Genomic DNA, 12787 nt, shown 5'->3' with positions numbered 1-12787 from the left:
ATGGTGAAATTACTGACAGCGTATCAAGATACAGAACCGATTGACAATTTTGCACTAATTAAGAGTGCCGATATGCGACTGACAAAAACAGGTAAGCCTTATTTGAGTCTGGTTTTTTCAGATCGATCGGGTGATTTGCCAGGTAATTTGTGGGATGCGACGGATGAGCAGATAAAAACTTTACTGCCAGGTCAAATCGTCAAATTGCAGGGCGTTCGCGGTGCTTATCAGGATAAGCCACAAGTTCAAATTACGCATGTACGCTTATCACAAACTGGGGAACCGGATGATCCGGCTGATTTTATGACGCATGCGCCGATTAAGACGGAGGCGATGCAAGAAGAATTAAATGACCTTATTTTGATGATTACCAACCCCACTTGGAATCGATTGGTCCGAAAGTTATTTACAACCTATCATGAGGCATTTTTGCGTTTTCCGGCAGCTAAGGTGAACCATCATGCCTTTGCCGGTGGCTTAGCGTATCATTCATTATCGATTGCGCGTTTAGCAAAAAGTGTCGCAGCGCAATACCCACAGCTCAATCAATCCTTACTGATTGCTGGGGCTTTGTTGCATGATTTGGGCAAAGTCATTGAATTATCCGGTCCAGTTGCTGCGCAATATACATTGGCTGGAAATTTGATTGGGCATATTACGTTGGTGGATGAACAAATTGTATTGGCCGCTCACGAATTAAAATTTGACTTACAATCTGAAGATATGCTGTTGCTGCGGCACGTTGTGTTGGCGCATCATGGGGTACTAGAATATGGCTCGCCAGTACGACCAGCCACGATGACAGCCGAAGTGTTACATCAACTCGATGAGATTGATGCCAATATTCAGATGATGACGGCTGCTTTAGAAAAAACGCCTGAACATGCTTTTTCTGATCGTATCTTTGGGTTAGATAATCGTCGTTTTTATCACGATACGCAGGCATAAAAAAACACGTCACTTCAGTGACGTGTTTTTAATTTACTTTGACTTGTTAGCTGTTAAACCAGCTGTCAAGTAAGCATTCAAAGCATTTTTAAGTTGTGCGTCCTTAACGTCAACGTTTTCTTGACGTAGGATCTTACCAATAATGGCTTGCACTTTATCGCTGCTCTTTTGATCATTCAAGAAGTTTGTGACAAGCTTGTCCGTGAGTTGTGTACGCACGCTGTTCAAGCTCGGCTTCTTTGTCGTCTTGTCCAAACGGATCACATAATAGCTACCGTTAGAAGTTACAGGGTCGGTGGTATAGTCACCGGTTTTTGCAAGCTTGAAGGCTGCGTCTTGAATGGCTGAATCAACACTTGTGCTAGTAGAATCAAAGGCAGGGAGTTGGCCATTTGACTTTTCATAAGTCTTATCTGTTGTATATTGCTTATAAACATCGTTCCAACTTTTACCCGACTTTAAGTCTTCAATGGCTTTTTTGGCAGAATCTTCATCTTTTGCTTTAATCATCGAAATTGTTGTTGATTGATGATAGTCTTTGTAAGCTTGTTCAAGTTGGCTGTTTGACACCTTGTAGTTGGCTTTCACAGCTGCCGTCATAATCAAATTGTTTTTGATGTTCGTCTTGAATTGTGCTTCAGTCATATTGTTTGAAGCTAAGACAGTCTTGAAGGCATCGCCGTATTTCGCCTTTTGCGTATCAAATGCTTGTTGCACGTCAGACTTTGAGACATCACCTCCGTATTTATTGTCAAGTACGGTTGTGACCACGGTGTTGGCGAACGCTTGTTGACCAGCTGGTGACTTTTTTAAGTCAGCCAAGAATGATTTTTCCGTAATTTTTCCTGCGTCAGATGTCATCAGTGTTTTTGATGAATTGAGACCAAGATAGATTAGACCACCTGCAAAAATAACAACAAGTAGCCCCCAAATAAATTTGCGCATGAGATGCTTCCTTTTCTGATTAGTATCTTGATTATTTTAACACAAAATCAGTCACTACGCCTGATACTTTGACAATTCAGCTTTCAGGTGCGCAGTGGTCTCTTGGATGCGATCGAGATGTGGCTTATTTTTGAAGTTCATCTTATTAATGTCAACTTGGAGATCATCTTGCACGACTTTTAGTTGCGCTAATTGCACCTTAAGTTGGGCTTCTTGGTTTTTAAGTTTTTTGCTCAAAGACAGGATGGTTTGAATTTGGGCAATCACATGTTTGATTTGATCAATGAAAACCATGGCAGTTACTCCTTTTCAAGGGCTTCAGTAATCGCTGTAGCAATCGCTTGGTAACGTTCAGGTGAGAATTGACTGCTGTTGTCAATAGTTGGTGCCAAGCGTGAAGTCAAATTGTCGTCATCATAACGTGGAATCAAATGCCAGTGAGAGTGACGGACTGTTTGACCAGCGGATACGCCATTGTTAGATGAAATATTCATCCCCGTAATCTTAGGATCACTGGCTTTAATCGCCCGCGCAAGCATAGGGAGTTTCAATAGCACCGCTTCAGACACAGCGGCATCATAATCGAAGATATCATCGACGTGTTTTTTGGGCACGACTAGCGTATGACCAGGGGTTACTTGAGAAATGTCGAGGAATGCTAACACATCGTCGTCTTCATATACTTTGTAGCTGGGAATATCACCAGCAATGATTTGATCAAAAATATCCATTGTTTAACTCCATTTCGTTTTGTTATGGCTATTATACCAAATAACCAATGGCCCCTGTTATAATGGAATCATGGGATTAAAAATTGACAATTTAACCGGCGGTTATGCTGGGAATCAAGTCTTGCACAACGTGTCGTTTGAAGTAGCTGATGGTCAAATTGTGGCGTTAATTGGGTTAAATGGGGCAGGTAAATCAACCACCATCAATCATATTATTGGTGAGTTGTTACCAAAATCTGGCAAAATTACCTTGAACGGCTTTGATTTGGCACAAGACCCGTCAAACTTCAAGGCACAATTGGCTTATATTCCAGAACAGCCGATTTTATATGAAGAATTAACGTTAGAAGAACATCTCGACTTGATGTTAGCTGCGCATGGTTTTGATAAAACCGCGGTCTGGCCAGATGTGGTGGCGTTGTTAACCTTATTTCGGTTAGCGGACAAATTACATTGGTTACCAAGCCATTTTTCCAAAGGGATGCGCCAAAAGGTGATGCTGGTCTCAGCATTTATGTTAAAGGCACCGTTATTACTCGTTGATGAGCCATTTTTGGGACTCGATACGTTGGCCCATCGGGATGTGGTGCGCTTGATGCAAGCACAAGCATCAGCTGGCAACAGTGTTTTGTTGACGACGCATTTGCTGAGTTCGGCGGCCCAATTTGTGGACACTTTTGTCGTGCTAGAAGCTGGACAAGTACGCTTTGTGGGGTCCCCGCAAGCATTAGCGAATCAATATCAGCTCACGTTGGCGACGCTTGATGACTATTTTGATTTGGCACAAGGAGCGGTGTCTCATGGCCATGACTAAGATTTTTGCGGCGCGTTGGCACCAGGCTAATCACATCACGGTTACTTACTTGAAGCGGTTGTTTAATGACCATTTTCTAGTTTTTCTCGTGATAGCATTTGGCGCTGGGGTACTGGGCTATCGCGAACTGTTAACGGACCCGCGATACATGCAGTTGTGGCAATCGCCGTGGTTAATTGCCGCTGTGGTCTTGTGGTTGGTCGTGGGCCTGCAATTTGGGACGTTGATCACTTATTTTAAGCCGGCTGATGCGCTGTTTTTGATGGGCAGTGACCAACAGCTTGTCAAACATTATCTGCCACGTGCTTTTGCAGTGAGTTATGGTGTGGCGATGGTGTGGCAGTCAGCGATTATCGGCCTTATTGTGCCCATCCTTTGGCAAATCGGGGGCATGTCAGGCTGGCGTTTGGCGTTGCTCTGGTGTATCGTTTTGGCCTACAAAGGGCAGCTGCTTTTGATCGCGCGGCAACGTTTATTTTTAACGCTGCAACAGTCAGATCACGCCTGGCGACGGGGCGTGCAAGCAATCATATATCGCGTTGTGATACCTGGTGGTCTGCTAACTTTACTCTTAACTGTACCGCAAAAATGGCTGGGGTTGTTTGGCCTGACGCTACTCATCATATTATGCCTAGCTGGTTATCGTTATTGGTTAACAGCAACATGGGCCAAAAGCTTGGCCATCAATTGGCCGATAGCCATTGCGCAAGCACAACAACATGAGCAGCGCGTCTATCGCTTTTATGCAACCTTTTCAGAAACCCCTAACCAACCAAGAACCATTAAGCGTCGGCGTTATTTGGACGGGGTGATAAAAACATTGACAAAACGCCAGTCGGTCATGTATCGTTTATATTTGATACGTTTGGCGCGAGATAATGACAGTTTGCCATTAGCCATACGATTAGCAGTATTAGGGTTGCTACTCGTTTGGGCGTTAGCACAGGCGCCAATTTGGCTTGTTGCTGTTATTGCAGCAGCTGTGCTGTATTTAATCACGTTTCAACTGCTACCGTTGTATACTAACACGCAACAGACGTTATGGACGCGTTTAATGCCAGTGTCGCCTGCAATACAGCAGCGGGCTTTTATCACGTTGAATCAACAACTCAATGGGTTAGTTGCCAGTTTGCTGGTGTTGGCAAGTTGGCCACACGGGTGGGCAACAATGGGGGCAACGCTGATTAGTGTGGTTGTGATGTGGCTATTTTTAAGCCGAGTTTATCTCCCCAAACAGTTAAATAAAAAAAGATTTTAAAAAGAAAGGCAATCAATGCGTGATGCGCATTGGTTGATGTTATGCATATGCATTTACGAGCAAAACCATGGGCGGCCGATTGGTTGGCTGCCCATTCAGATATTGTGATTGACCAAGAACGGGCAACGGCACAAATTGGCAAGTGGCAAGACTTGTTTGATCAAGAACAACCTATTCATGTTGAAATTGGTTCAGGAAAAGGCCAATTTATTTTGGGGATGGCTTTAGCACACCCTGAAATCAACTATATTGGGATGGAAATTCAAGAAACAGCGATTGCCATTGCGGCACGTAAAAGTTTTGATCAAGTTGGGAAGTTACCGAACTTGCGTTACATTTACGGTAATGGTAACGGGGTCGAAACGTATTTCGAAAAGGCCGAAGTTGCCAAATTGTACTTGAATTTCTCTGATCCTTGGCCAAAAAAGCGCCATGAATCACGTCGTTTGACTTACAAGACATTTTTGAAGTCGTATGAAGCAATTTTGCCTGATCATGGTGAAGTTGAATTTAAGACCGATAATCGTCACTTGTTTGAATACTCAATGGTCAGTTTCATGGACTACGGTATGCGTTGGACAGCCGATGATTACACATTGGATTTGCATGCAGACGAAGACAAGGTCGCTGGCAACATTGAAACCGAGTATGAACAAAAGTTCTTAGCTAAAGGACAACCAATCTATAAAATTAAGGCACACTTCTAGTCCTGCAAGGGTTACAGCCTGCTTTTAACAATAAAAACACGACTCAAATTGAGTGGTGTTTTTATTGTTTGGGGACATTTGGGGACCTGATACGCAAATAATCGTTGCTGTGTTGGGGAATTAAAAAGTAAAACCTTGCAGGGGATTAAAATATGTGATACACTTAGTGTTATTGAATGCAACAGAGAGTGTTTTCAGCAGTCTAGCAGAATACTTGTCAAATCATAAGTTATTTGTTTTAATATGATATTTAATAGATGTTGAATGGGACAGAGAGCCCGTTAACATCACATATATTAAGTGAGTTTAATTAATCAATTAAATCTAGTTTTGTAATGTATATCCGTTTTATCAAGAAGCCTGTTAGGCTTTTTATTTTGAAAAAATACGCACATAAAAACCGCTAAACAAACGTTTAGCGGTTTTTATGTGCGTATTTTATTAATCAAATTTTGACGTTGTGTCTCTTCACACCAACAAGTGACAATTATTCTTCGTAAATATCGTTTGCATCACCACGATTGTTGACGATTTTGGCTTCCATGTATGGGACAGTCACATGAACATGGTTGGGGTCATTGTAAGACTTGGTTCCATCACCAATCCCTGATACAGTGATGAGATTGTCTTCTAAAATACTTGCGTTTTTAAGTAAGTGGCGATCGATTTCAACGAGCATCACGTGATCCTCATTATTATCAACGGCAATTGGCACTTCAATTTCATCATCTTCGACATTGATCACTTGCAAAACGCGACCAGTGAATTTTAACTTCTTGTCATCGAATTGCTCAGGATTACGCGCAACTTGGTTGTAAGTGTTCTTTGATTGGTACGCTTTAGGATCTTGGTCGTGTGCATCACGTTTTGATTGTGCAATCATTGTTACGACTAACGCACTCAAGAAGGCGAGTGCGACGACAAAAGCAATCATAACCGTGCGTAAACGGATCGACCCTTGACGCTTGCGAATTTTATCAATGACGTAAATTACCAACAAAACGATAAATGCGATTGCCGCAATTAGAGATAGTATGGAAAAAATTTCTGTCATCTCATGACTCCCTAAAGCCTTTTTATGTGGATGCTCAGCACATGTTGCGCTTATTTGAGCGACTGCATGGTCCAATATGTACGCCCACTTGGGCATGACGCAAACGTCGGGTTATTGTGTTTGCTTTGTTTGGGAGGCTGTTGGCTGTGTTTCAGCAGCATCCATAATGGCTGCCCCAATAATCCCAGCAAAAAAGACAAAAACGACAAAGAAAGCAATAATAAGTATCCGTAGATTAATCGCACTTGGTCGTTTGTTGATTTTATCAACGAAAAAAACAACTAATAACAACATAAAGATTAATGTTGTTATCAGCCAAAGAATGCATAAAATTTCAGCCATTTTTTCTCCCCCAAAAACCTTTTACTGCGATTGTTTAGCACATGTTGTGTTGATCTACCGCATGATGTTGCAAATTTGCAACGGGCAAAGTGATTTTTTTCCATAAAATATATTAAATGAGTTTTAGGTGTCAGTCAACCGAATTGTATCATATTTATCGGTTTTATCAAGCGAATTGCTAAACGTTTGCATGTTGGGAAGGTAGGATATCTGAGGCTAGGGGTTCTTTTGTGACGTGATTTTTGATACACTTAATAAGCATTTATCAAAAATCAACGGCTTCCCGTTGGACTGGTTCGAAATGCTGCCCAGGATAAAAAACCAAGAACCCTTGAAAGGTAGGAGAGATAATGCAAAAACATCATGTGATTATCGATGCTGATCCTGGCATTGATGATAGCCTCGCGTTACTGGTGGCATTGCAATCACCAATGATTGAAGTCATTGGGATTTCAATTGTCGCTGGTAACGTCCCAACTGATATTGGCGTCGCCAATGCGCTAAAAGTCTTGCGTGAAGTCGATCGGTTAGATATCCCAGTCTTTGCTGGGGCCACGACCCCTTGGACCCATGAATATGTGAGTGCCCAAGATACTCACGGAATGGATGGCATGGGCGATAGCCAAATGCCACCAGTTACCGACGTGAGCGCTTCACCATTAGATGCGCAAGCAGGGTACAAAACCTTGTTACAAGCACACGATGACGTTTGGTTCATGGCGTTAGGGCCGTTAACCAACGTCGCGCAGTCGCTGAAAACGCAACCAGAACTTTGGTCCCATGTTTCACGTTTCATTGTGATGGGTGGGGCCTATCAAACCAATGGGAATACCTCCCCAGTTGCTGAATACAATTTTTGGGTGGATCCCGATGCGGCCGATTATGTTTTCCAAAATAGTCCGCTGATGATTGAATTGGTGCCGCTAGACGTGACCCGTAAAATTGTGATGACGCCCAATATTTTGCAAATGATGCATTATTTGGATGCTGATAAATCAGCCTTTGTTGAACAAATTTTGCCATTTTACTTTGATTTTCATTGGGCGCAAGAACATGTGTTGGGGGCGGTGATTAACGATCCGTTGGTCATTGTTTACGCCTTACATCCTGAACTGGCAACAGCCATCGAAAAATATGTGACGGTGGTAATCTCAGGCGTCGCCTTGGGGCAAAGTATTGTGGACGGGGCCGACTTTTGGCAGCGACCAGCAAATGCGAAAATTTTACAACAAATTGACGCTAAACGGGCGATGGCCTATATTGTGGGTGGCTTATTAACACGCGATGTAACAACAATTGAAAAAGAGCTTGATAACATCGCCACAGATTTGGAGCGATTATCATGACAAAACAGTTTTCAGCACAAAAAATTGCCCTCATTGCGCTTTTTACTGTGATTAACATTGTGGGTGGCCATTTGGCCCTTTATACACGGCTACCAGTTTATTTAGATACAATTGGGACCTTGTTAGGCAGTGCGTTCTTTGGACCAATTGGTGGTGTGATTACAGGTGTCTTAACAGCCTTGATTAACGGCGCAACTGGCGACTTATTCTCGATTTATTACATGCCGAGTCAAATTACCGTGGCCTTAATGGCTGGTCTGGTCTATAAAAAGTTCAAGCCAACCGATATCAAAAATATTTGGTGGCTGGCTTTGGTTATTTCGTTGCCAGCAACGATTGTCAGCACGATAATTACCGTCATGCTCTTTCATGGCATCACGTCATCAGGGCCAAGTATGATTGTCCAAGTGCTGCATGGCATGGGCATTAATGAAGTCGTCGCAGTCTTTTTGGTTCAAGTGGGGACAGATTACCTTGATCGCTTGATCGGTGTTTATGTGGTAGCGATTGTTTATCCCGTCATTCATCGCTATATTAAATAATTATCACTTATTTTTAATTTATTGTTGACAACTATCATTTTTAACGTTATAGTAAGAGCATCAAATAGGAACGAGAAAAATCATGAACAATACAATCTTGAAAAACAATAGCTATTATTACTTCTGGTTTATGTAGTACCGTCGCATGTTAAGTGCGTCGGTCAACGACGCACTTAGCGGCCAGAGGTTTTTCAAGGTTGGGTCACTAAGTGGAGTGTAACACTTAGTGGCTTTTTATTTTAACAGGTGAACTGTTGTGGTAAATCGTGCTGGGGGGTTACACCCTGCACGATTTTTTTATGAGGAAGAATAATGAGCGAAACATTAGTAAAACCTGATATTGCCACGCAGACGATTAATCAATTACGATTACTCGCTAACCAAATGATTACCAAAGCAGGCTCGGGTCATCCAGGGATTGCTTTGGGAGCGGCGCCAATGCTCTATGAATTGTATGCGAACCAATTGGTCGTGGATCCGGCGCAACCCGAGGCGCTTAATCGCGATCGGTTTGTGCTATCAGCAGGTCATGGGGCAGCATTACTGTATGCCACTTTGCATGCCGCAGGTTTTGCACTATCGGCTGCTGATTTAGCCGCGTTTCGTCAACCACATTCAAAAACACCTGGGCATCCTGAAGTGGGGGTGACACTAGGCGTGGATGCGACCACTGGGCCACTGGGACAAGGATTAGGCATGGCAGTTGGTATGGCGATGGCAGAAGCTAAACTTCATGCCCAATTTCCAACGGTCATTGATCACTTCACCTATGCGCTAGTTGGGGATGGTGACTTAATGGAAGGCATCAGTCATGAAGTCGCGACGCTGGCTGGCCAACAGGCGCTGGCAAAACTGATTGTGTTATACGATGATAATCAGGTGAGCTTAGATGGCCAGCGGGCGCGGGCCGATACGGCGGATAATGTCGCCCGATTTGCTAGCTATGGTTGGGATGTACGACGCATTACTGATGGTAATGATTTAGCGGCCATTCATGATGCGATTGAAAATGCCAAATTGTCACCAGAACCCACGTTGATTGCGGTGCGGACAACCATTGGTGATTCAGGACCATATGCTGGGACGCATCAAGCCCACGGGACGCCGCTAACACCGGCCCAACTCAACGCGTTAGCGGATAATTTAGGCACCACATTAACGACGAACTTTAGCCTCGATGAGCCACCCGTTACCCATATGCGTAACAAAATAATGCAGCGTCTCGCACAACAAACAAAGCCGAGTGCTGCCGAGTTACAAGCTTATCTTGAATTTGCGCAATGTCAGAGTCCACAAATACCAACCCTGAATGCTACCGCGCAACACCAAGCAGCGCGTACAATTGGAAAAATCACGTTACAAACAGTCGCTCAAACTTGGCCACAGTTGTGGGGTGGGGCTGCGGATTTAGCCAGTTCCACGCAAACGACGATTACTGATTCATCCTTGTTTGCGCCAAACAATCGTACGGGTCGTAACATTGGATTTGGCGTAAGAGAGTTTGGTATGGGCGCAGTCATGAATGGGATTGGGTTACACGGTGGCACCAAAGTGTTTGGTAGTACATTTCTGGCATTCTCCGACTATATGAAGGCCGCTATTCGTTTGAGTGCCTTGCAGCACGTCCCTGTCATTTATGTCTTTACCCATGATAGTGTCACAGTTGGTGAAGATGGGCCGACGCATCAACCAGTTGAACAGTTAATGGGGTTGCGCCTGATTCCTGGGGTGAACGTCTTACGACCAGGGACAGCTGAAGAGGTGGCGGCCGCCTGGCACCAAGCCCTATTATCAACAGATACACCCACGGTTTTAGTCCTAAGTCGTGGCAGTCTAGGTATACAGGGCACACCAGTACAAGCGCATCAGGCCATGATTGCTGGGGCAGCGCAAATTGTCGCGGCACCAGCGGCCGTCGTTAATTTGATTGCCACAGGGTCAGAAGTGCAGTTAGCACTGGCTGTTAGCCAACAGCTCCCACAGCCTAGTCGGGTCATTTCAATGCCAGACTTACAACGTTTTCTATCGCTTGATCAGTCAAAAAAAGCTGCAATCATCCCCAAAGACCAGGCTAAAAATGTGATAATAGAAGCAGGCACAACGCTTGGTTGGCAGGCTGTTGCCGGCGATGATGGCTTGATATTTGGCCTTGATCATTTCGGCATGAGCGCTGCACCGCAAACCGTTCTTGAAGACGTTGGTTTGGCCGTGGATGTGTTGACTGAAAAAATTACGCAATATTTAGGGAGTTAGTATGACAATATATGGTTTGATTGCCCAACCGGCTATGCATTCGCTATCGCCAGTGATGCAAAATAGGATGATCGCCGCACGGCAAATCGATGCGTATTATCAAGCATTTGATGTTGCACCCGAACAATTGGGTGCTGCGGTTGCAGGATTACGGGTCCTATCAGTTGGTGGGTTCAATGTGTCGACCCCCCATAAATCAACCATTATCCCGTATTTAGATGAACTCACACCACTGGCGCAACGTCTGCAAGCGGTGAATACGGTCAAAAATGTAAAAGGGCGCTTGATTGGAACGAGCACAGATGGCGATGGTTTTTGGCAAAGTATCCCGCGTAACCAACCACATGAACGGGTGGTGTTACTTGGCACTGGTGGCGCTGCGCGTGCCGTTATGGCAACGGCACTACAATATGGGGTGCGACAATTAACCGTGTTCAACCGTGCGCATCTGGATTGGTCACAACGGGAAACAACCGTGGCATATCTCAGCCAAGGGATTGGGCAATTGGCTGATTTGGCTGATAATCAAACACTCTCAGCAGCCTTACAACAAGCCGATTTGTTAATTAATGCCACAACGGTAGGGATGAATGATGCCCGCACCTTATTAACGGATTACCAAATTGGCCTCTTGCCACAACATACGTTAGTGGTAGATATGATTTATCGTAACCAACAAACAGGCTTATTACGTGCCGCTGCTAGTCGCCAATTACCTACGCAAAATGGGTTGGCGATGCTAGTGAATCAGGGCGCATTAAGTTTTGAATACTGGTTTAACCAACCAGCTGATCGCCAGTTGATGGCAGAAACAATTCGAGGAATAACAATATGATTATTATTGCAAATAACAATACCACTGCCCAACATTTGGCCGATAACCTGAGCACAGGTGATCCACTTAAACCGGTATTTGTCCACAACAACCGTGTGGCATTAGCCGGCGTTAAAACATTATCAGATGAGCTACTGGCACCTTTTAAAAATGACATTATTGATGTTATTACCAACCACCATACCGCCATTGCGTCATCACGTGACTTCCATCCAGAAGACACGGTGATTACGACCAAGCATTCTGTCATTGGCGGCGATAATTTTGTCTTTATGGCTGGGCCAGATGCCATTGAAAGTCCGGACCATGTGATGACCATGGGTGAGGCCGTTAAAAAGGCTGGGGCAACGATTTTACGTGGTGGGGCCTTTAAACCACGCACATCACCTTACTCATACCAAGGGAATGGTGAAGCTGGTCTTCAAGCGCATCGTGCCGCTGCTGATGCTTTGGGGATGGATATGGTCACCGAGATTTTGGATACCCGTGACGTTGAGCTCGTGGATCAGTACACGGATATTTTCCAAGTTGGCACACGCAATATGCAGAATTTTGCCTTGTTGAAAGCTCTTGGACAAAAGCGGAAGCCTGTTGTCTTGAAACGCGGGATGTCTGCTACGATTGATGACTTGTTAAATGCCGCCGAATACATTGTGGCTGGTGGGAATACGCAAATTATTTTAATGGAACGCGGTATTCGCACTTACGATAATAAGTACACGCGCAACACCATTGATGTGTCAGCGATTCCAGTATTGCAGAGCTTGACTCATTTTCCAGTGATTGCTGATGCCTCACATGCTGCTGGGGTTGCAAAATTTGTGGCACCGTTGGCTTTGGCAGCGATTGCAGCGGGGGCTCAGGGCTTGATGACGGAGATTCATGATGATCCAGCGCATGCTTTTGTTGACGGGGCGCAAGCACTGACCCCAGCAGAATTTAGCGCATTAGCGGACAAAGCGCGTCGGGTGCGTGAGGTTGTGCAAGCTGATTTAGTGGCGCAATGATATGG

Annotated in this window: 14 protein-coding genes; 9 read left to right on the top strand and 5 right to left on the bottom strand. The window is 44.4% G+C overall.

The genetic code is table 11. The features are described from left to right. Complete coding sequence (locus tag IE039_RS00155; RefSeq protein ID WP_010005969.1) at positions 1–948, top strand: 3'-5' exoribonuclease YhaM family protein; 948 nt, start codon at positions 1–3, stop codon at positions 946–948. Between the two features lie 33 nt (positions 949–981). Here the strand turns inward: IE039_RS00155 and IE039_RS00150 are convergent, their stop codons facing one another. The 3 genes from IE039_RS00150 to IE039_RS00140 are packed head-to-tail and all read right to left on the bottom strand — an operon-like array spanning position 982 to position 2624. Then, the gene (locus IE039_RS00150; RefSeq protein WP_010005967.1) at positions 982–1893 is read right to left on the bottom strand and encodes a peptidyl-prolyl cis-trans isomerase; all 912 of its coding nucleotides are present in this window, start codon (positions 1891–1893) and stop codon (positions 982–984) included. A gap of 54 nt (positions 1894–1947) precedes the next feature. Continuing rightward, positions 1948–2187, bottom strand: a complete 240-nt coding sequence (locus IE039_RS00145) for a hypothetical protein (protein ID WP_189428514.1) — start codon at positions 2185–2187, stop codon at positions 1948–1950. A gap of 5 nt (positions 2188–2192) precedes the next feature. Then, positions 2193–2624 (bottom strand): HIT family protein, encoded by a 432-nt coding sequence (locus IE039_RS00140; protein WP_010000190.1) that lies wholly within the window; start codon positions 2622–2624, stop codon positions 2193–2195. 70 nt (positions 2625–2694) lie between these two features. Here IE039_RS00140 and IE039_RS00135 point away from each other — a divergent pair, with 70 nt between their 5' ends. From IE039_RS00135 to trmB, 3 genes are read left to right on the top strand one after another with little or no spacing between them, the layout of a single operon-like run. Beyond that, complete coding sequence (locus IE039_RS00135; RefSeq protein ID WP_010004275.1) at positions 2695–3438, top strand: ABC transporter ATP-binding protein; 744 nt, start codon at positions 2695–2697, stop codon at positions 3436–3438. Continuing rightward, a complete protein-coding gene (locus IE039_RS00130; RefSeq protein ID WP_220727649.1) occupies positions 3431–4696 on the top strand; it encodes an ABC transporter permease in 1266 nt (421 codons plus the stop codon). The genes IE039_RS00135 and IE039_RS00130 overlap by 8 nt, the downstream gene beginning before the upstream one ends. Before the next feature lie 47 nt (positions 4697–4743). Further along, a complete protein-coding gene (gene trmB / locus IE039_RS00125) occupies positions 4744–5403 on the top strand; it encodes a tRNA (guanosine(46)-N7)-methyltransferase TrmB (protein WP_029509297.1) in 660 nt (219 codons plus the stop codon). A 487-nt stretch (positions 5404–5890) separates the two neighbouring features. On the opposite strand, the gene IE039_RS00120 is transcribed toward trmB, so the two are convergent. Both IE039_RS00120 and IE039_RS00115 read right to left on the bottom strand, forming a co-directional pair. Further along, positions 5891–6457 carry a hypothetical protein gene (locus IE039_RS00120; RefSeq protein ID WP_019041817.1) on the bottom strand — a complete coding sequence of 189 codons (567 nt, stop codon included), beginning with the start codon at positions 6455–6457 and terminating at the stop codon, positions 5891–5893. A gap of 111 nt (positions 6458–6568) precedes the next feature. Then, on the bottom strand, positions 6569–6799 hold the full coding sequence (locus IE039_RS00115; RefSeq protein ID WP_010002824.1) for a hypothetical protein: 231 nt from the start codon (positions 6797–6799) through the stop codon (positions 6569–6571). A gap of 350 nt (positions 6800–7149) precedes the next feature. On the opposite strand from IE039_RS00115, the gene IE039_RS00110 reads away from it, so the two are divergent. The 5 genes from IE039_RS00110 (at position 7150) to aroF (ending at position 12782) form a co-directional block, all read left to right on the top strand. Continuing rightward, the gene (locus IE039_RS00110) at positions 7150–8145 is read left to right on the top strand and encodes a nucleoside hydrolase (RefSeq protein ID WP_010002822.1); all 996 of its coding nucleotides are present in this window, start codon (positions 7150–7152) and stop codon (positions 8143–8145) included. Next, positions 8142–8687 carry an ECF transporter S component gene (locus IE039_RS00105; RefSeq protein WP_010002820.1) on the top strand — a complete coding sequence of 182 codons (546 nt, stop codon included), beginning with the start codon at positions 8142–8144 and terminating at the stop codon, positions 8685–8687. The genes IE039_RS00110 and IE039_RS00105 overlap by 4 nt, the downstream gene beginning before the upstream one ends. A 312-nt stretch (positions 8688–8999) precedes the next feature. After that, positions 9000–10940: a transketolase family protein gene (locus tag IE039_RS00100; RefSeq protein WP_010002819.1), complete on the top strand. Its 1941-nt coding sequence runs from the start codon at positions 9000–9002 to the stop codon at positions 10938–10940. A 1-nt stretch (position 10941) separates the two neighbouring features. Then, positions 10942–11775, top strand: a complete 834-nt coding sequence (locus tag IE039_RS00095) for a shikimate dehydrogenase family protein (protein WP_010002817.1) — start codon at positions 10942–10944, stop codon at positions 11773–11775. Beyond that, positions 11772–12782: a 3-deoxy-7-phosphoheptulonate synthase gene (gene aroF, locus IE039_RS00090; RefSeq protein ID WP_010002816.1), complete on the top strand. Its 1011-nt coding sequence runs from the start codon at positions 11772–11774 to the stop codon at positions 12780–12782. The genes IE039_RS00095 and aroF overlap by 4 nt, the downstream gene beginning before the upstream one ends. Positions 12783–12787: the final 5 nt, after the last annotated feature.

Source organism: Leuconostoc lactis KCTC 3528 = DSM 20202, assembly GCF_014651235.1.
GTDB lineage: Bacteria > Bacillota > Bacilli > Lactobacillales > Lactobacillaceae > Leuconostoc > Leuconostoc lactis.
Note: the sequence above shows the minus strand (reverse complement) of the source record. Positions and strands in the feature narration are given on the sequence as shown.